This is a genomic window from Aeromonas sp. FDAARGOS 1403 (assembly GCF_019047325.1).
Classification (GTDB): domain Bacteria; phylum Pseudomonadota; class Gammaproteobacteria; order Enterobacterales; family Aeromonadaceae; genus Aeromonas; species Aeromonas dhakensis.
In genome coordinates this window covers 3,103,561-3,126,348 of sequence record NZ_CP077249.1, presented here as the reverse complement: position 1 = coordinate 3,126,348, position 22,788 = coordinate 3,103,561, and the positions used below count along the sequence as shown (strand labels likewise).

Genomic DNA, 22,788 nt, shown 5'->3' with positions numbered 1-22,788 from the left:
TTACAGGGTTCCCACCAGGGCGACCACCGAGATGGTGGTAAGAATGTCACGCATCCCGTCCATGAAGATGGCCCAGTTGCTGCTCTTGCTGTCGGGGATGAAGACGGTGTCCCCTGCCCTGAGCACCGGCAGCTGGCTGAAATCGGGCTCCTTGGCAAAGCCGTCCAGATCGAAGGTGCGGGCCTGATCCCCCTGGCCGCTGACGGCCATGTTGATCACCACGATCTTCTTGATGTAGGCCGAGCTGGTGGGCCCGCCGGCTTCCGCCAGCAGATCCAGCAGGGTCATGGAGGAGTTGAAGCGATAGCGGCCCGGCCGAGCGATGGCCCCCAGCACCCGTATGGTGTTCTCCTTGGGCTCGTCGAGCCAGGGGCGGTTCTTCTCCGGCAGGTAGATGGAGTCCCCCGGCAGCACCTTGGGCAACAGTGTTTCGTCGCCGGTCTCGAAGTAGAGGGCGAGATCCAGCTTGCTTACCCGCGCCGTACTGCCGTTGCGATGGGCGATGCGCACGTTGCGCAAATCCGCCGCTGCGGTGGGGCCATCGGCGGCGGAGAGGATGTCGATAAAGCCCATCTCCTCGTTAAAGGCGTAGCGACCGGGGGCGCCGACCTGACCGAAGATGTAGATGGAACTGTCCGGCGACTGGCGTACCCACTGGGATTTGTTGTCGCTGGGATCGGTAGGCAGCTCGGGGATCATGATGGTGAAGCCGGCGTGGATCCTGGGCAGGCTGCCAAGGGCCCCCCCCTGATGGAGAAACTTGTCGAGATCGAAGATGGTCGGGGTCGCCATGCCCCCCTCCGAGGTCAGGATCTGCACCTTGGCGATGTCGGCCCGCTCGTTGGGGCCACCGGCATGGGCGATGAGATCGAGCAGCGACATCTCGTCAGACCATTCATAGCGGCCGGGAATGCGTACCGCCCCCATCACCATCACCGCCCGTCCCGGCGCCACCTTTAGCCAGGATTTTTCGTTGATGTCGGTCTTCTCCGGCACGAAGATGGCGTCACCCGGCCTTATCTGCGGCAGGTTTTTCTGCATGCCCTCGGTATAGGCCTGCAGATCGATGGGTTCGACCGCGCCATTGGTGCGCAGCAAGCGGATCTGGCGGCTCTCGGCATAGCGGGTCGGCCCGCCGGCGTTGGCCAGGATGTCGAGGAAGGTATCCCCCTCCCGCCCCTCATAGGCACCGGGCTTGAACACCTCCCCCATGATGTAGATGGTGCGCGCCCCGCGCTTGATCTGCTCTTCGTCCTTCGGCACGAAGATGGTGGCGCCAGGGGCCAGCGCCGGCAGCAGCTTGTTGTTGCCCGAATCGAGGTAGGCCTTGAGATCGAACAGTTCGGGGGCATCCCCGTTGATCACCCGGATCCGCTCCACCCCGGCAAAGCGGGTCACCCCGCCGGCCCGCATCAGCAGATCGACGATGGAGTTGCCACTCTTGAAGCTGAAGGCGCCCGGGCTGTTCACCTCGCCAAACACCTTGATCGCCTTGCCGGTGTCGCCATCCCCGCCGGCGGCCAGGGTGGCGGCATCAAAATCGATCTGGACGTTGCCGATGAGGGGGGATGCGGGCACGAAGACCACGTCGAGGGATTGCAGCGGGGGCAAGAGGCCGGCATCGCCGGTATCGAGATAGCGCTTGTAGTCGAAGCTGGAGACGGTGTCGCCGCGGCGCACCTGCATGTTGTTGAGCTGGGCCCCCGGCACCAGGCCGCCGGCCGCATCCAGCGCCATCTGCACGTTGCCATCGGGCGCCAGATCATAGCTGCCGGGCTTTTTGACATAGCCCATGACGCTGATGAGCAGCCGCTTTTCCAACAGGGTGATGGTCAGCTGGGAGAGGTTGTTGTAGACGGGCTTGAGGGCGGTGCGAATGATGGCGTCCGCCTCTGGGAGCGTCTTGCCGCCCACCACCACGGTCCCCACCTCGGGCAGTTTGATTTCACCCTGCTTGTCGATCTGGAAGGGCTTGTCGAAGGCGGCCTCCCCCGGCTGCACGATTGAGAGCCGATCACCCGGCGCCAGCAGGGTGCTTGCCAGCAGCGGACAGGTAAACAAAAACAGAACAACCGCGATAAATCCCTTGATAGCGCCCCGATCCATAGACATCCTTTTTATTGTTACGTTTGCCTCCACTGACGCAACGGAAGTCCAGACCAGCTTCGGCTACAACCCCCACTGGTGGTCTTTTCCAGCTGCAAACGCACCTGCTTCAACGACTCGGCCAGCATGGCCTGACGCCAGGCTACGTCGGCCCAGAGCCGGCCATGTACATCCCGTACTATATCAACTCGTTGAGATTGTAGCTGTTTTAGCCCAGCCGGCATGCAGTCGCGCAGACCCGCCTGCTGCAGGCTGACCAGTTGCTGATCGAGCTTCTGTTGACGCTCATCATAACCTGACAGCAGGCGTTGTTCATCCTCATTTAACGGTAACCAGGTGGGTCTCAGCTCGGCCATTCCCCCCTTGCCCTCGGATGGCCATTGCGCGCAACCCGCCATCAGCAGCGAGATCCCGAGCACAAGCCAGTGCTTCATGATGTCACCACCATGCCGGATGACTGCATGTAGGCTTTCACGTTCTCATGACAGGGGATGACCCGGTTGATGTGCAGCATGTCCAGCAGATCGCGGGGTTGACCGGGACCACAGATGATCTCCAGATGATGCCCATTCATCACCAGTCGCTTGTGGAGAAACACCAGGGCACCGATCCCGGAGGAGTCGATGAAGTGCACGTCTCGCAGATCCGCCAGCACATCACCTGTGTACTCCGACAGCTTTTCAAATAAGGGGCGCAATTCACTGACGGCCATCGCATCAAACTCGCTTTCCAATGCCACAACCTGAGTGTCGTTAAGGGTGTAGGTCATGCTTTCCATGTTGAAGCTCCTTGTCTATGCCAAGACGGTTTAGTTCCATGCCATACCCAGTAAAGCAAGAGCCGTGCCTGGCAAGAAAAAGACCCAAAGAAACCCTGTTTTTCACCTTAACTAGAGAAGCACATCGGCCACGGCAAGGGGAACATTCTTTGCCAATTTGCAACATGGCTCATCCTTCTCATTGCAAAATGCGATGAAAAGGCACTCTCACCCCCTCTTCACCCCCGTCTAAGCCACGCCAGCTGCCGCTTTCCACTATCAGGCACGTTTATTGCCTTGCCTCTATGCCAGGCCCGCCGTTGCCCTGGCATCTGCTTCTCACGGTTCCATGGAGGAAGGTTATGAGACTCAATTTTTATGTTGCTCCCCTGCTGGCCATTCTTTGCGCTACCGCCCAGGCGACTCCCGATCCCGACAGCGCCCAGCTCAGGGTGGAAGGCGCCATTACCCAGCCCAATTACCAGCAGGACGCCCTGTGGGACACCGCCATGCTGGATCAACTGCCCGAATACGAGATCAAGACTCACACCCCCTGGTATGACGAAGAGAAGACCTTTCGCGGCCCCCGTCTGAGCGATCTGCTGGCCAAGGTGGGCGCCAGCGGCAAGCAGCTGACCATCACGGCGCTCAACGACTACTCGATCCAGGTGCCCACCAGCGATGCCGCCCAGTATCAGGTGATCCTGGCCCGCAGCATCGATGGCAAGCCGCTGTCGGTGCGCGACAAGGGGCCCCTGTTCCTCATCTACCCGTTTGATCAATACCCCGAGCTTCGCAACAAGCTCTATTACGGCCGTGCCATCTGGCAGATCAACAAGATCAAGGTGGAGTGAACCGCATCATGCAATCCATGGCAGCCAGTCAGCGCTCCCTGTTCGTCGTGCTCTGCGTGCTGTTGCTGGCGTTTGCCGGTATCGGTACCGTCCAGTACCGGCAGTTCGAGGAGCTGCAGCACAGCACCAGTCAGGGTGAAGACAACGTCATGTGGAACTATTTCCAGCTCTACAACGAGGCGCTGCGCTTTCAAAATGCCCTGAAAAATGAGCCGCGGGTCAAGTTCCAGCTCAGATACGACATTCTGGTCAGCCGGATTGAGCTGGTGCTGGAGAGCAAGGATCGCAACCTGCTGCAACATACCCAGATTTATCAGCAGGCCAGCAAGGAGATGCGCCGCTTCATCGCCCTGGCCGATCTCTGGCTCGGGCCGGTCCAGCACAAGCCGCTGGATCAGGCGGCCCATCAGCAGCTTGATCAGCAACTGACCGTCCTGCTCCCCCAGCTCCACCAGCTGACCCTGGAGGTCAACGAGCAGGCGACCCTGCTTGACGTCGCCCGCCGCGAGGGGGTCCGCCAGCAGATCATCACCACCAGCCTGATCGCGGCCCTGCAGTTTGCCCTGCTGTTCGTGCTGGCCCTGCTCATCTGGCGGCAGATGAATATCTCGTTCCTGCAGCACAAGCTGATGCAGCAGCTCAACGAGAAGTTGGTGCGGGCCAACCGCGAGGCCGAAGCGGGTCAGCGGGCGAAAAGCAGCTTTCTGGCCAACATGAGCCACGAGATCCGCACCCCCATGAACGGCATACTCGGCATGTTGTCGCTGCTGGCGGATCGCACCATGGCCCCCAGAGAGCGGGAGTACCTGGAGACGGCACGGGAGTCAGCCAACCATCTGCTGGGGCTGCTCAACGACATTCTGGATATCTCGAAACTGGAAGAGGGGCGTATCGAGCTGCAGCTCGTGCCCCACCATCTGCCCAAGCTGCTGGAGGACATCCGGGCCCTGATGCAGAGCAATTGCGATGCGAAGGGGATCAAGCTCAGCCTGACCCTGGCCCCCAACACGCCGGAATGGTTGATGATGGACCCCCTGCGGGTGCGCCAGATCCTGTTCAACCTGCTCAGCAACGCCATCAAGTTCACCCACCAGGGCGAGGTGAACATCAGGGTGGACAGCCAGCCGCTGGACAAGGAGCGTCATTCGATTCGGATCGCGATTCAGGACACCGGCATCGGCATGAGCAAGTACCAGATGGGCAACCTGTTCCAGCGCTTCTCCCAGGCCGACATCTCCATCACCCGCCAATATGGTGGCTCGGGGCTGGGCCTCGAGATCTCTCGCAACCTCGCCCGCCTGATGGGGGGCGACATCTCGGTCGAGAGCCACGAGGGGTTCGGCAGCACCTTTACCTATCTCTGGCCGGCCCAGGCGACCACCCCGTCGATGACCAGCCTGCCCAGCAAGCCGACCAGTCAGGAGAGCTATCGCATCTTGCTGGTGGACGACAACGCCACCAATCGCAAGGTCATCGGTGCCATGCTCGCGTCTGCCGGCCATCGGGTGACGCTGGCGCTGCAGGGGGAAGAGGCGCTGGCCAGACTGGCGCAAGAGACCTTCGACATCGTGTTGATGGATGTGCAGATGCCGGTGATGGACGGGCTGGCGGCCACCACCCATATTCGCGCCTCGAGCCAGAGCTGGGCCGACATTCCCATCATCGCCCTGACCGCGGATGCCATGCCCGAATCGAAGCAGTACTATCTGTCTCACGGCATGAACGGCTACATCACCAAGCCCATCAGCAAGGAGACGCTGCTGGGGGAGATCAACCGTCATCTGGTGCGCGAGCAGCGCAAGCGCACCATGACCCTGGGCAATCAGGCTTGAAGCGGCGCCGCTGCGCCCGAACACAGCAGCGTGAAGGTAGCAGGCGCTGGCTCGACGATGCGGGCGCCCGCCATGGGCGCCCGTTTTCACGCTTGAGCCAGACCCAGGTTCACTCCCGCCACCAGGGGCTGCCGCCATGGGGGGCCAGCAAGGTCAGCGACTCCCCCATCATGGGGGTGGTCAGCGGGATCTGCTGCTCGGCCGCCAGCCGGGTGATCTGCTCCAGCGGCTCATCCCATGGGTGCATGGCAAGATCGAAGGTGCCGTTGTGGATGGGATAGAGCCAGGCTGCGCGCAGATCGTGAAACGCCTGCGCGGTCTGGGCCGGAAACATGTGCACATGGGCCCAGCGCTCGTTGTAGGCCCCCGTCTCGAGGAAGGCCATGTCGAACGGACCATGGCGCTCCCCTATCTCCTTGAAGCCGGCGAAATAGCCGCTGTCGCCGCTGAAGAACAGCTTGCACTCATCGCTGCGAATGACCCAGGAGGCCCACAGAGTCTGGTTGCCATCGCTCAGGCCGCGGCCGGAGAAGTGCTGGGCCGGCGTGGCGATGAGCTCGATGCCATCGACCCGGGTCTGCTGCCACCAGTCCAGCTCCCTGATCTTGTGTGCCGGCACGCCCCAGGCGCGGAGCCTGGCCCCGACCCCGAGCGGGGTGATGAAGTGCGCCACCCGCCCCTGCAGCGCCACTATGGTGGCCTGATCCAGATGGTCATAGTGATCGTGGGAGAGGATCACCCCGGCCAGGGGCGGCAGATCCTCAAGGGCCATGGGCGGGGCATGCCAGCGCCTGGGACCAAGCCATGAGAGCGGTGATGCGCGCTCGCTGAAGACGGGATCCGTCAACCAGAACTGGCCGCGCAATTTGAGCAGCAGGCTGGAGTGACCCAGCCGCCAGACGCTGGAATCCGGCGCCGCCATGACATCCGCAAGGGTCATCGCCTGCACCGGGATGGCGCGATCCGGCAGGGTGCCGGCTGGCTTGCCAAACAGGAAGTCACGCCAGATCCCGACCTCTTTCCAGACACTGCGCGCGGGGGGCGCCACCAGATTGTGAAACCGGCCTGCCCGATACTGGCTTGAGTCCTGATGTTCGGGCAGACCCGATTGCAATACAGACGAGATAATACCGGCCATCGCGGCTCCTGTGAGTCATAACAACATAAGGGCCCCGGCAAACCGGGGCGACGCAAGCGTTGCCAAGACACGCGGCAGTGGCCGGGTGCCTTGCACGGCTCGCTTTCAAACAGGGCGCCTCAGCGCCCCACCAGTTTTCCCAGGTGCGCCGGGTAGCGCCCCCCTTCCAGCTCGATGCCTGCCACGGCGGCGTCTATGTCGGCCAGCTCGTGGCTGCCGAGCCTGATGGCGGCGGCCCCCAGGTTCTCTTCCAGCCGGTGCAGCTTGGTGGTGCCCGGAATGGGCACGATCCAGGGCCGCTGGGCCAGCAGCCAGGCAAGCGCAATCTGGGCCGGCGTTACCCCCTTGCTGGCGGCCAGATCCCCCAGCACCTCCACCAGGCGCAGGTTGGCGGCGCGGGCCTCCTCGGCAAAGCGCGGCACTATGCTGCGAAAATCGTTCGCCTCGAAGCGGGTATCGGCCTTGATGGCCCCGGTCAGAAAGCCCTTGCCAAGCGGGCTGAACGGCACGAAACCTATCCCCAGCTCGTCGAGCAGCGGCAGGATCATCTGCTCGGGCTCACGCCACCAGAGGGAATATTCGCTCTGCAGCGCCGCCACCGGCTGCACCTTGTGGGCGCGGCGGATGGAATCGACGCCGGCCTCGGACAGACCGAAGTGGCGCACTTTCCCCTCGCGGATCAGGTCCTGTACTGTGCCGGCCACCTCTTCCATCGGCACCTCGGGATCGACGCGGTGTTGATAGAAGAGATCGATGACATCGGTGTTGAGCCGGCGCAGGGAGGCCTCGGCCACGGCGCGGATATTCTCCGGCCGGCTGTCCAGCCCATCGGGTACCTTGCCGTGCTTGAAGCCGAACTTGGTGGCGATCACCACCTTGTCGCGAAACGGGGCCAGCGCCTCCCCCAGCAGCAACTCGTTGTCGCCAGGGCCATAGGCTTCGGCGGTATCGAAGAAGGTGACCCCGAGCTCATGGGCGCGCCGGATCAGGGCGATCGCCTCCGCCTTGTCGGTGGCGGGGCCATAACCAAAGCTCAAGCCCATGCAGCCCAGACCGATGGCGGATACCGTCAGCCCGTTGTGACCCAATTGACGTGTTTGCATGCTTGCTCCTTTTCTCACAATGCAGCCGAAACTGCCCTGGTAACCATGGATGCACAGACCCTTGTCTCAACCAACCCGAAGGGGAGTCAAGCGCTAAAGGCTGGCGCGGTCGATGGACGCACTATAGAGATGGGATAAACATCGAACTAGATGGTAAATGACGGAATCAGTTACAACCAAATGATGTAAATCCATGAGCCAGACCATGATCAACGAATTGCGCTCCATCACCACCTTCGTACACACGGCCGAGCTGGGCAGCCTCAGCAAGGCGGCCGAAGCCCAGCAGATCTCTCCTCAGGCCGCCAGCAAGGCGCTCGGGCAGCTGGAAAGCTATCTGGGGGTACGCCTGTTTCATCGCACCACCCGCAGCATGTCGCTGACCGAAGAGGGGCAACGATTTCTGGAGGCGGCGCAGCCTGCCCTGCTCGGCCTGCAGCAGGCCCTGACGGCGACGCGCCAGACCCGTGAGGAGTTCGCCGGCCCGCTGCGAATAGTGGGCCCGCGCTCCGTGGTGCAGACGGTCATAGGGCCGCTGCTGGAGGAGTACTGCCGCCGCTATCCCGATGTGCAGCCGGATATCCGGCTCGATGACAGGGTCGGCAACTGGGTGGAGGAGCGGGTCGATGTGGGGCTGCGCATCGGCATCTCGCCCCAGGAGGGGCTGATCGCGCGCCGCCTGTTCCCCATGCAGCTCATCATCTGCGCCGCCCCCGCGTATCTGCGCAAATATGGCGTGCCCCTCACCCTGCACGACCTTGCCCTGCATCGCTGCAGTGCCTTTCGCCACGCCGGCAACGGACGCCTGATCCCCTGGTACGTCAAGATGGGGGACGAACTGCAGGAGCATCCGGTGCGCCCGGCGCTCTCCACCAACGACGAGATGGTGGAGCTGGGGGCCGTGCTGGCCGGCGATGTCATCGGCCAGCTGGCCGGGCCGACGGCGGCGGCACATATCCGCGCCGGCCGCCTGGTGCCCTTGCTGCTCGAGCACATGACCCAGAGGCTCGGCCTGTTTCTCTACTACGGCAGTCGCGCCGCCCAGCCCGCCCGGGTGCGCCACTTCATCGATCTGGCGATAGTCAGCCTCGCGGACAACCGCGCCTATGTGCTCGACCTCGATGAGCTGGAGCAGGCCCACCGGACCGGCATGGCGTCGCTGCAAGCGACATGACGCCCGCGCCCCCGTCCCGGCGCCGCAGACCAGGGCCCTGGCCTCCCCTTACATGAAGTACGGCTTGTCGCCCTCGCTGCCAGGTTGGTGGATGCCAAGGTTCTCCCTCACGTGCAGTTCGGGCGAGACCAGGATCCGGGTGATGAGATCCCCCACGCTCCTGCGCGACACCACAGTGCCCAAGAAGGGCTGGCCCTTGGCGGTCAGCTCGTAATCCACTTCATCCTCATCGGTCAGCCAGGCCGGACGCAAGATGGTGTAATCCAGCCCCGATGCCTCGATGGCGTCTGCGGCACGGCGGTAGGGTTTGAGCTCCTCGCCGATGATCCCGCGATTCCACTCGCCGAACTTGCCGGGCACCTCGTCGTAGATCCCAAGCGACAGCACGAAGACCAGGCGCTTCACTCCGGTGGCCTGCATGGCGGTGATGACCGCCTGGGCCTGCTTGTCCAGATTGTCGCCACTGAGGTTGGCGTAGACGATCTCTTGTCCTGCCATCGCCTCCTTGAGCAGCGGCTTGTCCAGCACGCTGCCGATCACCACTTTGGCGTTGGCCGGCTCACGGCCGCTCAACTTCTTTGGGTCGCGCAGCAGCAGGGTCTGGCGGATGTCGCCCTGCCCGGCGAGCCCCTTGACCACCCACCGGGCTATCTGGCCGCTGGCGCCGAGGATCAGTACGTTTCGCATATCGGTTTACCTTGTCGCTTGAATGGGTGGGGATGCCCCCACCGCGGGATCACAGGGTGCGCTGGAAGAAGGGCACCACGCTTGCCATGGCGATGGCCACCGGCTCGGCTTTGTCGTAGAGGTCGTAATGGGACCAACCTTCGGCCACGACAATGTGCTTGTCGGTGGAGGCGGCGCGGCCGTAGATCTCCCAACCATCCCGATAGGCGCCAAAGCCCCCCGCCTTGTCGCCGATGACCACCATCAGCGGCTGGGTCAGCAGCACCTCGGCATGGAGGAAGGCATCCCACCCCATGGCGGCGCCGGTGAAGGACATCAGCTGGCGGGTCGCGCCGTGAGGTTGCTGACCACGCGCCGTCTTGTAGTACTCGGTGGCCTCCAGCACGTCGATGTCGGTGATGCCTGCCGCGGTGGCCGCCGCCACGGACGCCGGCAGCAGATCGGCGGGTTCCGTAGCGTCACCTTGTGCCTGCGCCGTGCGCATCCGGGCGATGCCCTGGGCCAGCTCAAGAGGTTTGAACTGGGCGAAGCCTTCGCGGATCAGGCGGCCATAGTTGACCCCTGTGATGGAGACCAGCGCCTTGAGGCGGTGATCCGTGATGCCCGCATGGATGGTGTAGGCGCCGCCGCCACACACGCCGATGGCGCCGATGCGATCGCTATCCACATAAGAGAGGGATTGCAGGTAGTCCACCGCGAAGCGGATGTCGGAGACCCGAATGGCCGGATCCTCGATAAAGCGCGGCTCACCGCCGCTGGCACCCTGGAAGCTGGCATCGTGCACCAGCACCACGAACCCCGCCGCAGCCAGCCCTTTGGCGTAGACATTGCCGGCGGTCTGCTCCTTGCAGCTGCCGATGGGGTGGGTGCTGACGATGGCCGGGTAGCGCTTTTGCTCGTCGAAATCGGGCGGCAGGTAGAGGTCGGCCGCCGTCTGCCAGCCCAGGTTCTGATAGGTCAGGTTCAATACATGGCTCATGATGATGCTCCTCGATAAGCGAGAGGGGTTTCCCCCTCTCGCGGGCCGATTAGTTCAGGGTTCGCAGGAAGAAGGGGGCCAGCTGGGCGACGGCCTCGTCGACAAAGCGGGGCACGTCGTAGAGGGACATGTGATTGGCCCCCTCCACCACATGCAGGGTCTTGTCTGTGCTCGCGGCGCGCGCCAGCAGGTCGTCGCTCATCCACTTGCTGCCGGCCACACTTCCTGCCACCGCCAGGATCGGCTGGGTCAGGAAGGCCTCGGCCTTGTGATAGGCGTCGTAGGTGATGATCTGGTTCAGGTTGCGGGTCAGGGCAAAGCCCGGCGCGTTGGGGTGCTCGCAGCGCGGGGTATGGTAGTACTCCCAGGCTTCGCGCAGCTCCTCGTTGGGAGCATCCTCTTCACGCAGGGGGGCCAAGGGGATGGTGGCGTAGCCGCTGCCGGTCGCATCTGCGGTGCGCGCCTGAGAGCCGAACGCCAGATAGCCCATGGCATCGGCATCCTTGACGCTGTTGTCCCAGCCATTGCGGAACATCTGGCCGATGTTGACCGCGCTGACCATGCCGAGCGCCTTGATGCGGCGATCCTGGATGGCGGCATTGGCGCTGTAGCCGGCACCGGCGCAGATGCCCATGGCCCCGATCCGGTTCTCGTCGACATAGGGCAGCGTGGTCAGGTAGTCCACCACGGCGCTGACATCCTCGGTGCTGACGTGGGGATTCTCCAGCTGGCGCGGCTCGCCCGAGCTCTCGCCCTGATAGGAGCGGTCAAAGGCGATGGCAACGAGGCCCTGCTCGGCCAGCTTGCTGGCGTACAGGCCCGCAGTCTGCTCCTTCACCCCGCCGCCGGGGTGGGAGACTACGACCGCCGGGTACTGCTTGCGATCATCGAAGTGCGGCGGGAAGTGAACGATGGCGGCCATGGTGATGCCTTGGCCGTTGCGATTGAGGAAGGTGACGTGGGACATGGTCGGGCTCTCCGTTAGGTTCAGGGGCGTCATGCTTGACGCGAGTTCGAGCTAATAGTAGTAAGTCTATTGAGCTAGATATACGCACCTATCAAGACATGACTGATTAGCCAGGCTAAACAAATGCCCATAGAACCTTCACTCGTCGCGTCACTGACGTGGTTTGCCCACATCGCCCGTCATCGCAGCTTCACCAAGGCCGCCACCGAGATGGGGGTGACCCGCGCCGCCCTCTCCCAGCACCTGAAGGGGCTGGAGCAGCAGCTGCAGGTGCGGCTGCTCAACCGCACCACCCGCGACATGTCGCTGACCGAGGAGGGGCAGCGCCTGCTGGACGTGCTGCAACCCTCCCTCACGGCCATCGAGCGGGTGGTGAGCGAGCTCAATGACTCCCACCTTGAGCCCTCGGGCCTTATTCGCATCAACAGCTCGCGCATCGCCGCCAGGCTGCTGCTCGAGCCCCACATGGGTGAGTTTCTGGCGCGCCATCCCAAACTGCGGCTGGAGCTGGTGATGGCGGACGGGTTTTCCAACATCATCGCCGACGGGATGGATGCCGGCATTCGCCTGGGGGAGAGCCTGGATGAACACGTGGTGGCGGTGCCCATCACCCCCCCTCTGACCATGGCCATCGTCGGCTCACCCGACTATTTCAGGCAGCATGGCACGCCGCAGACCCCGGGGGATCTCACCCGGCACAACTGCCTGGCCTACCGCTTTACCTCCAGCAATACCATCGACCGCTGGTCGTTTACCTCCCCCGATGAGGAGCAGCACACCCAGATCGTCGATCCCAAGGGCAACGCCGTGTTCAACGACGACGACAGCATGCTGCAGGCGGCCCTGCAGGGGGTGGGGTTGGTCAAACACCTGGATCTGCGGGTGCGCCAGCACCTGAGTGACGGCTCACTGGTGCGGGTGCTCGCCCCCTGGTGCCCCCCCTTCCCGGGGTTTTATCTCTATGTGCCGTCGCGGGCCCAGATGCCGGCCAAGATCCGGGCGCTGATGGATTTCCTGATCGAGAAGCGAGCGCAGCTGGTCTGATGTCACTGCGCCGGCCGTTGCCCGTCAGGCCAGCAAGTGGTTCACGCGCCACCAGTCAAGTGCCCGGCTTGCCGACGGTCTGGCGCTTTCCAGCGCCTGGCCGTAGGCGTACGGCAACCCCTTCTCTTTCGAAAAGGGGTTTTAGCGTGGTGAAAACAAAGAGGATGCAATGGCAATAAAGGCCACGTGAAGTGACTGAGGGAAACATGATCCCAAGGGAACTACGTGGAAGATCAAGAGGACGTTTGCGCTGGACACCAGGGTCACCTTGCGGTCGCACCTGAGAGCTTGCGGCAGAGAATCGGAAATATGGGATGAAGACGCTAGACTCATCCACATCAAGTGGATGACCAAGAGGTCTGAAGGGGGTAATGGAGGCTAACTGATTGAATTGCAGAAACAAGTGGTGGCCCTACCAGCCACATCCCGGCACTCGAGTCCCCCGCCTTGGCTGCTACCTTCCGGTCCTGACCAGGTCGACGGGTTATCAATGCGAGAGGACCAATAGGACCACCGGTGAGGAGAATAGGCAAACTGGCCCATCAATGCAACGGCTTTCTGCCCTCGCTCGTGCCGTTCGCCTTATTTTTCAACAATCTGGCCAAGGGTTCAGCTAAACAGCATGAATTTGGCCCCCACCAGCAGCATCAACAGGGCGAACGCCTGCTTGAGCCGCTGGGGAGAGAGTCGGTGCGCCAGTTTGGCCCCCACCCGGGCAAACTGGGTACTGGTGAGCACTATGCCAAGCAGGGCCGGCAGATAGATGTAACCCAGGCTCCACTCTGGCAGATCCGGGTTGCCCCAGCCGGCGTAGAGATAGCTGAGGCTGCCCGCCAGGGCGATGGGCATGCTGCAGGCGGCGGAGGCCGCCACGGCGTTGCGCATCGGCACGCTGTTCCAGCTCAGATAAGGCACGGTCAGCGAGCCGCCACCGATGCCGAACAAGGCCGACATCCAGCCGATGAGGGTGCCGGCGATGCCGGTGCCGAGCGCCCCCGGCAGATGACGCTCCGCCTTGGGCTTGAGGTTGAGCCCCATCTGCAGCGCCATGGTCCAGGCGAAGCAGCCGATGATGATGTTGAGGGTGCTGGCGCTGAGCAGGTTGGCGGTCATGCCGCCGAGCCAGGCCCCGATCAGCATGCCGGCGCCAAGCCGGCGGATCATCACCCAGTCCACCGCCCCGGCCTCCTGGTGGGCGCGCAGGGAGCTGAAGCCGGTGAAGATCATGGTGGGCAGCGAGGTGCCGAGTGCCAGATGGGTAATGATGTCGGGGGCGACGCCCTGGGCGTGAAAGCTCAGTACCAGCACGGGCACTATGATGAGACCGCCGCCGATGCCGAACAATCCCGCCAGCATGCCGGCGAATGCCCCCAGCAGCAGATAACCCATAAACAGCATAAAAATTCCTTCCGAGGCTCTGCCGCGCACCGAGTCGTGTGCAGCACATAAAAAAAGAGATGGCCCTTGGGCCATCTCTTTATTGTGCCGGTTAACTCAAGGGAATGGTACCGTCCATCACCTTGTAGAAGGCCAGCACGGCGCAACCGAGCAGGGCCGCCGTCATCCCCTGCTCCAGCCGGTTGAGGCCGCGCAGCCCGTGATGCTGGCGCGCCTTCCAGTAGATGAAGATGCCGGGGCTGTAGAGCAGCGCCACCAGCAGCAGGTACTCGACCCCGGCGGCATAGACCAGCCAGCAGCCATAGACGGTCGCCACCAGCGCCAGGAACAGGTCGCGCTTGCGCTGATGGGGCTGACCTGCGTAGGTCTCCCCTTTCAGCGCCAGCTTCAGCCCGTAGGCGCCGGAGAAGACGTAGGGCACCAGCGCCGCCGAGGTGGCGATGTTGACCAGCGCCAGATAGGTGCTGCTCTGGAAGTAGATGATGATGAGGAAGGTCTGTACCAGGCAGGTGGAGCACCAGAGCGACACCTGGGGCGAGCCGTTCTTGTTCTCCTTGGCGAACCAGCCGGGGAACACGCCGGTCTTGCCCGCGATGTAGGGCACTTCCGCCGCCAGCACGGTCCAGCTCAGCAGGGCCCCCATCACAGAGATGACCAGGCCGATGTTGATGAGCCAGGCGCCCCAGGGGCCGACCACGGCTTCCAGGATCATGGCGGTGGAGGGGTTCTTGAGGGCCGCCAGTTGCGGCTGGTTCATGACCCCCAGCGAGAACAGGGTCACCATGACGTAGAGCGTCAGGGCACCCAGCAGTGCCAGCACGGTGGCACGGCCTACGTCCTTGCGATGGCGGGCACGGGCGGAGACCACCACGGCCCCCTCGATGCCGATGAAGACCCAGAGCGTCACTTTCATGGTGGACTTGACCTGATCCATCACCGAACCCAGCTCAGGGGTGCCCTGACCCCAGATGTCCAGGGTGAAGGTCTCCATGTTGAAGGCGAGCAGGATGGCCACGCAGAAGACGATGAGCGGCACCATCTTGGCGATGGTGGTGACGATGTTCACCAGCGCCGCCACCTGGATGCCGCGCAGCACCAGGGCGTGTACCGACCAGATGAGGATGGAGGCGAGCGTGATGGCCACTGGGGTGTTGCCGTCACCGAAAATGACGTTGTCCGGCGTGTCGAAGAAGTAACTCAGTGCGCTGAACACCACGATGGCGTAGGAGACGTTGGCCAGCAGCTGGCAGAGCCAGTAGCCCCAGGCGGCGTTGAAGCCGATGAAATCGCCGAAACCGGCCTTGGCATAGCTGAAGATGCCGCCATCGAGATCAGGGCGACGCATGGAGAGGTTCTGATACACAAGCGCGAGGCAGATCATGCCGATACCTGTGATGGCCCATCCCAAAGCGACGGCCCCGGCACTGGCATGAGCGGCGATGTTTTGCGGCAGACTGAAGACCCCGGCACCGACCATGGAGCCGATCACCAGCGAGATGAGGGCGCCAAGCCCCAGTTTCTTGTCCATCTCAATCCTGTTTAATTAGGCGGCGGCAGAGCGTCCGTATTCATACTGCGCGCAATATGGGAGGGGCTAGAAATCCGTACCCCGTGAAAAAGGCGGCAACTATATTGCATGACTATTCCGACCGCAATCCCTCGTACCGTCAATCATGCACCGCCTTGACCGCGCGCAATTTTACAGCACTGACCCCGGGGGCCTGTGAGCTGGTTCAAATTAAGAAAGACCCGTTGATATTTCACATTTTTCCATGACCTGAGCCCCCTTTTTGCGGATAAGACCTGCATGAGAATGCAGCTTGCAGCCGAGCTCGGCAAACCTGACTGCTGACAAACGTTTCAATAAAAATGCCCCTGCGCCGAGGGCCAGGGGCATCTGCAAAAGAGAGCTGGAATTTAGAGGCGCAAGCCGCCGTCCAGCTCGATCATCCGCCCCGACAGATAGTCATTGGCGAGAATAAAATGCACCGTCTGGGCCAGTTGCGCCGCCTGCCCGAGGCTCCCCACCGGGATGGCCTGCTGCATGCGGGCCATGGCTTCGGGCTTCATCGCCGCCGTCATGTCGGTGGCGAAGACTCCGGGGGCGATGCCCATCACCCGGATGCCGTGGCGGGCCAGCTCCTTCCCCCAGGTGACCACCAGCGAGGCCACCCCCGCCTTGCTGGCGGCATAGTTGCTCTGACCCATGTTGCCGGCACGGGCGATGGAGGAGATGTTGATGATGACGCCCCCCTCCCCGCCGGTGGCCATCAGCGCCGCCCCCTCGCGCCCGCACAGGAAGGTGCCGGTGAGGTTGACGTCGATGACGCTCTGCCACTGGGCCAGGCTCATCTTCTCCGCAAGCGTCCCCTCCTTCACCTTGATCAGCATGCCGTCCCGCAGAATGCCGGCGCAGTTGACGAGGCCGTGCAGGACCCCGAACTGATCCTTGATGGCGGTGAAGGTCGCCTCGACCTCCGGCTCGCTCGCCACGTTGCAGACGAACAGGGCGCAGCGGCCGTCACGGCTGCGCACCTCCGCCTCGGTCACCTCCAGATCGGTGCGGTTGACGTCGATGAGCGCAAGCTGCGCCCCCTGTTCCGCCAGACTCAGGGCGATGGCGCGGCCCAGCCCCCTGCCCGCCCCCGTGATGGCGATGACTTTCTGTGTGATATCCATAAATGCTCCTGGTGAGATGGCCGGTGACTATCGAGTCAAAGACTATCGGGTAAAAAGGTAGATAGCGGCCCTTAACCCGGCTCTGTCTTGTCCAGATAGAGTTCGACGATGCTGGAAAAATCCCGGGCCCCCTGCCCCTTGGTGGCGTGCAGGTTGAACAGGTTGCGCGCCAGCGCCCCCATGGGCACGGCGCTGTGGGCATGCTCGGCCAGGGCCATGGCGAGCCCCAGGTCTTTGACCATCAGCCGGGTCATGAAGCCCCCCTGATAGTTGCGCGACGCCGGTACGTTCTCCATCACCCCGGGCCAGGGGTTGTAGCGCTCGAGGCTCCAGTTGTTGCCCGAGCTCTTGCCCATGATGGTGGAGAGCACGCCCGGATCCAGCCCCTCCTTGACCCCGAGCGCCAGCGCCTCGGCGGTGCCCGCCATGTGGATGGCAAGCAGCATGTTGTTGCACATCTTGGCGATCTGGCCCGCACCGAGCGCTCCGGCGTGGAACAGGTTCTGCCCCATGCAGGCGAGCACGGGTTTGGCCGCTTCAAAATCCGCCAGTTCGCCGCCGACGATGAAGGTGAGCGTCCCCGCCGCCGCGCCGGCCACCCCTCCCGACACCGGAGCATCGAGAAAACGGATACCGCGCGCCTTCGCCGCCGCCCCCACCTGGCGGGCCGAGGCCACGTCTATGGTGGAGCAGTCGATGACCAGGGCGCCGTGCGGCAGGGCCGCCAGCAGATCCTGCCCACCCCGCTCACCGGCGCTTTCACCCAACCAGAGGCTGCGCACATGCTCCCCCGCCGGCAGCATGCTGATCACCAGCTCGCAGCCGCTCACCGCCTCGCGGGCATCGCCGGCGGCGATGCAGCCGGCCTCGATGGCGCGGGTCAGGCTCTCGGCCACCAGATCAAACACCTGCACTGTGTGCCCCGCCCTGGCCAGGTTGGCGGCCATGGGGCCCCCCATGTTGCCAAGCCCGATAAATCCAATCCTTGTCATGGTCTGTTCCTTGTGTGTGATCCCGCGTCAGCAGGGGCGCAAGGGGTTGTCCCCCTCGGGCCAGCGATAGAAGTCATCCAGCCAGGCCTCGCCTGTCTGCGGGGCCTGCCAGCGGGGGGATTTGTCCTTGTCGATGAGCAGGGCCCGCACCCCTTCCACGAAGTCCCCTCTGAGCACGCAGTTGACCGAGAGAGTCAGCTCGTCGGCAAACACCTCGGCCAGCGACTGGCGCCGTGCCTGCCAGAACTGGCGCCAGAGAATGGCGCGGCTGATGGGGCTGCCGCTCTGGCAGGTCGCCCGCGCCTGGGCCAGCGCCGGTTCGTCCAGCTCGGCCCCCTCGAGGCGTGCCAACACCCCTTGCAGGGAGCGGCTGGCCAACAGCGCATCGATGCGAGCCTGGTGGGGCAACAGCACGGGGGCCGGCAGCGTCTGGCCAAGAGATTGCTGCAAACCGGACAGCAGTCCCTCGATCTGCTCGCTGGCATCGACAGCGCCGGACCAGTCGAGGGCGGCGAGGCGCGCCGGCAGCTCCGCCCGCTCGTGGCTCGCCATGGCGTGATCCGCCAGACCCAGACCGATGGCGTCCGCCCCGTTGAAGCGGGCCCCGGTGAGACCGAGCCAGAGCCCGAGCCGGCCTGGCATGCGGCTCAAAAACCAGCTGGCCCCCACGTCGGGGTAGAGGCCTATGGTCACCTCCGGCATGGCGAACAGGCTCTTCTCGGTCACCACCCGAAAACCGGCCCCGGCAAAGAGGCCGATACCGCCCCCCATGCAGATGCCGTCCGCCACGCAGATGAGGGGCTTGCCGTAGCAGTGGATGTGGTGATCGAGCCGGTACTCCTGCAGGAAGAAGTCGCGAGCATAGCCGAACAGTGCCGACTCGCTCGCCTCCTGCTTGCGGTAATAAAAAGAGCGGATGTCGCCGCCGGCGCAAAACGCCTTCTCGCCGGCCCCCTGCAGCAGCACGCAGACGATGGCCGGGTCCTGCTCCCAGCGGGTCAGCGCTGCCTGCAACAACTGGATCATCTCAAGGCTCAGGGCATTGAGGGAGGCGGGGCTGGCCAAGGTCAGCATGCCGATGTGGCGACCATCCGCCGTGGGGAGGGTATCGATGCGCACAGGCTCACTCATGGCTGGCCTCCGCAGACCGGGTATCAGCCCCTGCGACACGGCGGGCCGCCATCATTACCTCATTCATCCTTCACTCCCTCACTCTTCACAGGCTTCGATTGGTCGTAGTGCCAGCGCGGGGCCCGTTTCTCGAGGAAGGCGGTCACCCCTTCCCGCTGGTTGGCATCGTCAAACAGGGTGAGGAACAGGCTGCGCTCGAGCGGCAGCGCCGCGTCCCGATGGCCGCTGCGCCCCTGATTGATGAGGGTCTTGCAGGCGCGCAGGGCGCTCGGGCTCTGGCGCTCCACCAGCTGGGCCATCTGGTGCGCCGCCTCCCAGGCGTGGCCCTCCTTCACCACCTCCTCCACCAGCCCCATCTCGTAGGCCAGGGTGGCGCTCACCTTCTCGCCGCAGAGGATCATCCGCTTGGCCCAGCCCGGTCCCACCAGTTCGGTGAGGCGCTGGGTGCCGCCGGCGCAGGGCAAGAGCCCCACCGAGGCCTCCGGCAAGCCCAGCTTGGCCTGCTGCTCGGCGATGCGGATGTCGCAGGCCAGCGCTACCTCGAGGCCGCCCCCCATGGCGTAGCCGTTGATGGCGGCGATGCTGACCCCGTGAAAGCGGGCCAGCGCCTCGAAGGCGCGGCCAAAGGCCTCGGCCACTTCGTGGGCGTGCTCCAGGTTGCCGTCGGCAAACATGTTGAGATCGGCGCCGGCACAGAAGAACTTGTCCCCGGCCCCGCGGATCACCAGCGCCACCACGTCGGGGCGGCCGTCGAGCTCCACCATCATCTGCAGGAAGGCCTGCAGGCTGGCGAGCGTCCAGGTGTTGGCGGGAGGATGGTCGAGGGTGATGTAGGCCACGTGACCGTGATATTCGAGCCTGATCCTTGTCATTGCGTTGTCCTTGTCAAAAAACCTGCCCCATGATGACAGGGTTGAATGGAGCCGACCTGCGGCTGGCTCACAAAGCCTGACGACGAGTCACGCCAACCGCGTCGTCAGGGCGGCCCCCTCTCGCTACTCCAGCGCCAGACCGGGCTCGGCCAGCAGACGGCGGGCGATGATGAGCCGCATCACTTCATTCGTCCCCTCCAGAATGCGGTGAACCCGGGTATCGCGCAGGTAGCGCTCGAGCGGGTACTCGCGGATATAACCATAGCCGCCAAAGAGTTGCAGGGCGTCGTCGCAGATGCGGTGGCCCACATCGGTGGCAAAGCGCTTGGCCATGGCGCACCAGGCGCTCTTGTCCGGCGCGCCAGCATCGAGTCTCGCGGCCGCCTGACGTACCAGCAGCCGGGCGGCCGCGAGCTCGGTGGCCATGTCGGCCAGGCGGAACTGCACGCTCTGGAATTCGCTGATCGGGTGGCCAAATTGCTGGCGCTGCTGCACATGGGCCAGGGCATCGTCGAGGGCCTGCTGGGCGGTGCCGACCGAACAGGTGGCAATGTTGATGCGCCCGCCATCGAGTGCCTGCATGGCAAACTTGAACCCCTCGCCCTCCTGCCCCAGCCGGTAACGAGCGGGAATGCGCACGGCGCTGAAGTTCACCTCCCGGGTCGGCTGGCTGTTCCAGCCCATCTTCTCCTCCGCCTTGCCGTAACTCACGCCGGGGGTCTGGGCCGGCACCATGAAGGCGGAGATCCCCTTCGCCCCCTCGCCACCGGTGCGGGCCATCACCACCAGCACGTCTGTGCTGCCGGCGCCCGAGATGAACACCTTGCTACCGTCGATGACGTAATCCTCGCCATCGCGCACGGCGCGGGTCTTGAGGGCCGCCGCGTCGGAGCCGGCCCCCGGTTCGGTGAGGCAATAAGAGCCCAGCAGCTCGCCGCTGGCCAGCCTCGGTACCCACTCCTCGGCCACCTCGGCAGGCAACCAGCTGCCCAGCATCCAGCTCACCATGTTGTGGATGGTCAGATAGGCGGTGGTAGAGGTGCAGCCCATGGCGAGGCGCTCGAAGATGAGGCTGGCATCGAGCCTCGGCAGACCGAGGCCGCCGTACTGCTCCGGGGTGTAGAGGCCGCAAAAGCCAAGCGCCGCCGCCTGCTTGATGGTGGGGATGGGGAATTCGTGCTCCTTGTCCCAGCGCGCGGCGTGGGGCTTGAGCGCCTCCTCGGCAAAAGCGCTGGCGGCCTCCACATAGGCCTGCTGATCCGGGGTCAGGTTAAAATCCATCTTGTTTGCTTCCTTGTACTTGTTCGATCCATTTCTGTCAGTGTGTGCGCCCGAGCAACCTGCCGTCAGCGCAGCTGGATGGTCATGTTGGGGCCGGTCGGGATGTCTTCGTCGAACCAGCGTTCGGTCACCGTCTTGGTCTCGGTGTAAAAACGCACCGCCTGCTTGCCGTAGGCGTGCAGATCCCCGTAGAAGGAGCCGCGCCAGCCGGTGAAGGAGAAGAACGGCAGCGGCACCGGAATGGGCACGTTGATCCCCACCTGGCCCACCGCCACCTCGTGACGGAACTTGCGGGCGGCGGCGCCGCAGCCGGTGAAGATGGAGGTGCCGTTGCCGTAGGGGTTGTCGTTGATGAGGGCGAGCGCCTCATCGAGACTCTCTACCTCGAGGCAGGCCAGCACGGGTCCGAAGATCTCCTCCTTGTAGATACGCATCTCGGGGGTCACGCCGCGAAACAGGGTCGGCCCCACCCAGTTGCCCACCGGGTAGCCGGGCACGTCGCAGAAGCGGCCGTCCAGCAGGCACTCGGCCCCCTCGGCGATCCCCGCCTCGATAAGCCCCTCCACCCTGACTTTGGCCTCCGGGCTGATGAGGGGGCCGTAGGCGGCTTCGGGATCGTGCCAGACGCCGGGTTTTACCTTGGCGAACTCGGCGGCGAGCTCGGGGATCCACTCCCGGGCACTCCCCACGAACACAGCCACGCTGATGGCCATGCAGCGCTGACCGGCGGCGCCGACCCCGGCCCCCACCAGGTTGCTCAGCACCTGCGCCTTGTTGGCATCCGGCATGATCACCATGTGGTTCTTGGCACCGACAAAACACTGGGCCCGCTTGAGCTGGGAAGTGGCGCTGCGATAGACGTGGCCGCCGACCCGGGCCGAGCCGACGAAGCTGACCGCCTTGATGTCGGGATGGGCCAGCAGCGCATCCACCTGCTCGGCGCCGCCGTGCACCACCGACAGAATGCCTCTGGGGGCACCCGCCTCGGCAAACAGCTCGGCCAGGCGCATGGGGGTGAGCGGATCCTGCTCGGAGGGCTTGAGCACGAAGCCGTTGCCGCAGGCCACCGCCAGCGGGAACATCCAGAGCGGGATCATGGCCGGAAAGTTGAAGGGGGTGATGCCAAGGCAGACCCCGAGCGGCTGCACCCAGGAGTGGCCGTCGACCCGGCGGGCCACGTTGCCCATGGTTTCCCCCAGGGTCTGGCTGGCGATGGCGCAGGCCTGCTCCACCACCTCGATGCCGCGCCACACATCCCCTTTGGCATCCGCCAGGTTCTTGCCGGTCTCCTGGGCCAGCAGGGCCGCCAGCTCGTCGTGATGCGTCTTCAACAGATGCTGGTAGTTGAACATCACCCGGGCCCGCTCGGAGGCCGGCACCTCCCGCCACAGCAGATAGGCGTCGTGAGCGGTGCGCACCGCCAGCTCAATTTCCGCCGAGGTGGCCTTTGGCACTCGCGCCAGCAGGCTCTGATCCGCCGGGTCGGTCACCTCGATCCACTGTTCGCTCGCGGAAGGGTACGCTTCCCCGCCGATGTGCAGCGGCACGTCACCGAACCGGGTCTGATGGTTGTTCATGGGTACTCTCTCCTTGCTGGCACATCATGGGCCGTTTGCGGACGGGCCATGGGCACTCCTGTGACGGGGGACCATCACGACCGGGCAATCGCCCTTGCCGTCATGGCGCAACAAATTTACCTTAGACTAACAATCAATTTACGTTTACGCTAACGTAAACTTAAATTACAAATGGACTGACCAGTTTGGCCCCCTGTTTCAGCTCGGCCGCCAGGCT

At 64.0% G+C, this 22,788-nt stretch carries 20 protein-coding genes and 1 other RNA gene; 4 read left to right on the top strand and 17 right to left on the bottom strand.

Features of this window, described 5'->3' with window-relative positions:
- The 3 genes from I6L33_RS14675 to I6L33_RS14665 are packed head-to-tail and all read right to left on the bottom strand — an operon-like array spanning window position 1 to window position 2,884.
- Window positions 1–2,106 (bottom strand): SLBB domain-containing protein, encoded by a 2,106-nt coding sequence (locus I6L33_RS14675; protein WP_216972794.1) that lies wholly within the window; start codon window positions 2,104–2,106, stop codon window positions 1–3.
- Window positions 2,107–2,123: 17 nt separating this feature from the next.
- Complete coding sequence (locus tag I6L33_RS14670; RefSeq protein WP_010633832.1) at window positions 2,124–2,540, bottom strand: hypothetical protein; 417 nt, start codon at window positions 2,538–2,540, stop codon at window positions 2,124–2,126.
- Entirely contained in the window at window positions 2,537–2,884 is a 348-nt protein-coding gene (locus tag I6L33_RS14665; protein WP_216972793.1) for an STAS domain-containing protein, read from the bottom strand. Before I6L33_RS14665 ends, I6L33_RS14670 begins: the two co-directional genes overlap by 4 nt.
- A 341-nt stretch (window positions 2,885–3,225) precedes the next feature.
- Between I6L33_RS14665 and I6L33_RS14660 the strand changes: the two genes are divergently transcribed.
- Both I6L33_RS14660 and I6L33_RS14655 read left to right on the top strand, forming a co-directional pair.
- The gene (locus tag I6L33_RS14660; RefSeq protein WP_010633831.1) at window positions 3,226–3,717 is read left to right on the top strand and encodes a molybdopterin-dependent oxidoreductase; all 492 of its coding nucleotides are present in this window, start codon (window positions 3,226–3,228) and stop codon (window positions 3,715–3,717) included.
- A gap of 8 nt (window positions 3,718–3,725) precedes the next feature.
- A complete protein-coding gene (locus tag I6L33_RS14655) occupies window positions 3,726–5,549 on the top strand; it encodes an ATP-binding protein (protein ID WP_254204935.1) in 1,824 nt (607 codons plus the stop codon).
- A gap of 109 nt (window positions 5,550–5,658) precedes the next feature.
- Here the strand turns inward: I6L33_RS14655 and I6L33_RS14650 are convergent, their stop codons facing one another.
- Window positions 5,659–6,687 (bottom strand): MBL fold metallo-hydrolase, encoded by a 1,029-nt coding sequence (locus tag I6L33_RS14650; protein ID WP_254204934.1) that lies wholly within the window; start codon window positions 6,685–6,687, stop codon window positions 5,659–5,661.
- 119 nt (window positions 6,688–6,806) lie between these two features.
- The gene (locus I6L33_RS14645) at window positions 6,807–7,790 is read right to left on the bottom strand and encodes an aldo/keto reductase (RefSeq protein WP_216972791.1); all 984 of its coding nucleotides are present in this window, start codon (window positions 7,788–7,790) and stop codon (window positions 6,807–6,809) included.
- 193 nt (window positions 7,791–7,983) lie between these two features.
- Between I6L33_RS14645 and I6L33_RS14640 the strand changes: the two genes are divergently transcribed.
- Entirely contained in the window at window positions 7,984–8,964 is a 981-nt protein-coding gene (locus I6L33_RS14640) for a LysR family transcriptional regulator (RefSeq protein ID WP_216972790.1), read from the top strand.
- 48 nt (window positions 8,965–9,012) lie between these two features.
- On the opposite strand, the gene I6L33_RS14635 is transcribed toward I6L33_RS14640, so the two are convergent.
- The 3 genes from I6L33_RS14635 to I6L33_RS14625 are packed head-to-tail and all read right to left on the bottom strand — an operon-like array spanning window position 9,013 to window position 11,597.
- Window positions 9,013–9,651 (bottom strand): SDR family oxidoreductase, encoded by a 639-nt coding sequence (locus I6L33_RS14635; protein ID WP_216972789.1) that lies wholly within the window; start codon window positions 9,649–9,651, stop codon window positions 9,013–9,015.
- A 49-nt stretch (window positions 9,652–9,700) separates the two neighbouring features.
- On the bottom strand, window positions 9,701–10,630 hold the full coding sequence (locus I6L33_RS14630; RefSeq protein WP_216972788.1) for an alpha/beta hydrolase: 930 nt from the start codon (window positions 10,628–10,630) through the stop codon (window positions 9,701–9,703).
- Between the two features lie 49 nt (window positions 10,631–10,679).
- On the bottom strand, window positions 10,680–11,597 hold the full coding sequence (locus I6L33_RS14625; RefSeq protein ID WP_216972787.1) for an alpha/beta hydrolase: 918 nt from the start codon (window positions 11,595–11,597) through the stop codon (window positions 10,680–10,682).
- A gap of 123 nt (window positions 11,598–11,720) precedes the next feature.
- On the opposite strand from I6L33_RS14625, the gene I6L33_RS14620 reads away from it, so the two are divergent.
- Entirely contained in the window at window positions 11,721–12,641 is a 921-nt protein-coding gene (locus I6L33_RS14620) for a LysR family transcriptional regulator (protein ID WP_216972786.1), read from the top strand.
- 410 nt (window positions 12,642–13,051) lie between these two features.
- Here I6L33_RS14620 and ffs read toward each other — a convergent pair.
- The 9 genes from ffs to I6L33_RS14575 form a co-directional block, all read right to left on the bottom strand.
- An RNA gene (gene ffs / locus I6L33_RS14615) (signal recognition particle sRNA small type) lies at window positions 13,052–13,148 on the bottom strand.
- 102 nt (window positions 13,149–13,250) lie between these two features.
- Window positions 13,251–14,039: a sulfite exporter TauE/SafE family protein gene (locus I6L33_RS14610; protein ID WP_019840551.1), complete on the bottom strand. Its 789-nt coding sequence runs from the start codon at window positions 14,037–14,039 to the stop codon at window positions 13,251–13,253.
- Window positions 14,040–14,130: 91 nt separating this feature from the next.
- The gene (gene arcD, locus I6L33_RS14605; RefSeq protein ID WP_005301466.1) at window positions 14,131–15,567 is read right to left on the bottom strand and encodes an arginine-ornithine antiporter; all 1,437 of its coding nucleotides are present in this window, start codon (window positions 15,565–15,567) and stop codon (window positions 14,131–14,133) included.
- Between the two features lie 389 nt (window positions 15,568–15,956).
- Entirely contained in the window at window positions 15,957–16,718 is a 762-nt protein-coding gene (locus I6L33_RS14600) for an SDR family oxidoreductase (protein WP_216972785.1), read from the bottom strand.
- Window positions 16,719–16,789: 71 nt separating this feature from the next.
- Window positions 16,790–17,710 (bottom strand): 3-hydroxyisobutyrate dehydrogenase, encoded by a 921-nt coding sequence (mmsB, locus tag I6L33_RS14595; RefSeq protein WP_216972784.1) that lies wholly within the window; start codon window positions 17,708–17,710, stop codon window positions 16,790–16,792.
- A gap of 27 nt (window positions 17,711–17,737) precedes the next feature.
- Complete coding sequence (locus I6L33_RS14590; RefSeq protein ID WP_216972783.1) at window positions 17,738–18,841, bottom strand: enoyl-CoA hydratase/isomerase family protein; 1,104 nt, start codon at window positions 18,839–18,841, stop codon at window positions 17,738–17,740.
- Between the two features lie 59 nt (window positions 18,842–18,900).
- Complete coding sequence (locus I6L33_RS14585; protein WP_216972782.1) at window positions 18,901–19,713, bottom strand: enoyl-CoA hydratase; 813 nt, start codon at window positions 19,711–19,713, stop codon at window positions 18,901–18,903.
- Window positions 19,714–19,836: 123 nt separating this feature from the next.
- On the bottom strand, window positions 19,837–20,994 hold the full coding sequence (locus I6L33_RS14580; RefSeq protein ID WP_216972781.1) for an acyl-CoA dehydrogenase family protein: 1,158 nt from the start codon (window positions 20,992–20,994) through the stop codon (window positions 19,837–19,839).
- 65 nt (window positions 20,995–21,059) lie between these two features.
- Window positions 21,060–22,571 (bottom strand): CoA-acylating methylmalonate-semialdehyde dehydrogenase, encoded by a 1,512-nt coding sequence (locus I6L33_RS14575; RefSeq protein ID WP_211050209.1) that lies wholly within the window; start codon window positions 22,569–22,571, stop codon window positions 21,060–21,062.
- Window positions 22,572–22,788: the final 217 nt, after the last annotated feature.

Coding starts and splice junctions, on each gene's coding strand:
- I6L33_RS14590 (WP_216972783.1), bottom strand. CDS start 18,841: ATGAGTGAGCCTGTGCGCATCGATACCCTCCCCACGGCGGATGGTCGC.
- I6L33_RS14625 (WP_216972787.1), bottom strand. CDS start 11,597: ATGTCCCACGTCACCTTCCTCAATCGCAACGGCCAAGGCATCACCATG.
- I6L33_RS14580 (WP_216972781.1), bottom strand. CDS start 20,994: ATGGATTTTAACCTGACCCCGGATCAGCAGGCCTATGTGGAGGCCGCC.
- I6L33_RS14610 (WP_019840551.1), bottom strand. CDS start 14,039: ATGCTGTTTATGGGTTATCTGCTGCTGGGGGCATTCGCCGGCATGCTG.
- mmsB (WP_216972784.1), bottom strand. CDS start 17,710: ATGACAAGGATTGGATTTATCGGGCTTGGCAACATGGGGGGCCCCATG.
- I6L33_RS14670 (WP_010633832.1), bottom strand. CDS start 2,540: ATGAAGCACTGGCTTGTGCTCGGGATCTCGCTGCTGATGGCGGGTTGC.
- I6L33_RS14665 (WP_216972793.1), bottom strand. CDS start 2,884: ATGGAAAGCATGACCTACACCCTTAACGACACTCAGGTTGTGGCATTG.
- I6L33_RS14635 (WP_216972789.1), bottom strand. CDS start 9,651: ATGCGAAACGTACTGATCCTCGGCGCCAGCGGCCAGATAGCCCGGTGG.
- I6L33_RS14630 (WP_216972788.1), bottom strand. CDS start 10,630: ATGAGCCATGTATTGAACCTGACCTATCAGAACCTGGGCTGGCAGACG.
- I6L33_RS14640 (WP_216972790.1), top strand. CDS start 7,984: ATGAGCCAGACCATGATCAACGAATTGCGCTCCATCACCACCTTCGTA.
- I6L33_RS14600 (WP_216972785.1), bottom strand. CDS start 16,718: ATGGATATCACACAGAAAGTCATCGCCATCACGGGGGCGGGCAGGGGG.
- I6L33_RS14620 (WP_216972786.1), top strand. CDS start 11,721: ATGCCCATAGAACCTTCACTCGTCGCGTCACTGACGTGGTTTGCCCAC.
- I6L33_RS14575 (WP_211050209.1), bottom strand. CDS start 22,571: ATGAACAACCATCAGACCCGGTTCGGTGACGTGCCGCTGCACATCGGC.
- I6L33_RS14650 (WP_254204934.1), bottom strand. CDS start 6,687: ATGGCCGGTATTATCTCGTCTGTATTGCAATCGGGTCTGCCCGAACAT.
- I6L33_RS14660 (WP_010633831.1), top strand. CDS start 3,226: ATGAGACTCAATTTTTATGTTGCTCCCCTGCTGGCCATTCTTTGCGCT.
- I6L33_RS14585 (WP_216972782.1), bottom strand. CDS start 19,713: ATGACAAGGATCAGGCTCGAATATCACGGTCACGTGGCCTACATCACC.
- I6L33_RS14675 (WP_216972794.1), bottom strand. CDS start 2,106: ATGGATCGGGGCGCTATCAAGGGATTTATCGCGGTTGTTCTGTTTTTG.
- I6L33_RS14655 (WP_254204935.1), top strand. CDS start 3,726: ATGCAATCCATGGCAGCCAGTCAGCGCTCCCTGTTCGTCGTGCTCTGC.
- arcD (WP_005301466.1), bottom strand. CDS start 15,567: ATGGACAAGAAACTGGGGCTTGGCGCCCTCATCTCGCTGGTGATCGGC.
- I6L33_RS14645 (WP_216972791.1), bottom strand. CDS start 7,790: ATGCAAACACGTCAATTGGGTCACAACGGGCTGACGGTATCCGCCATC.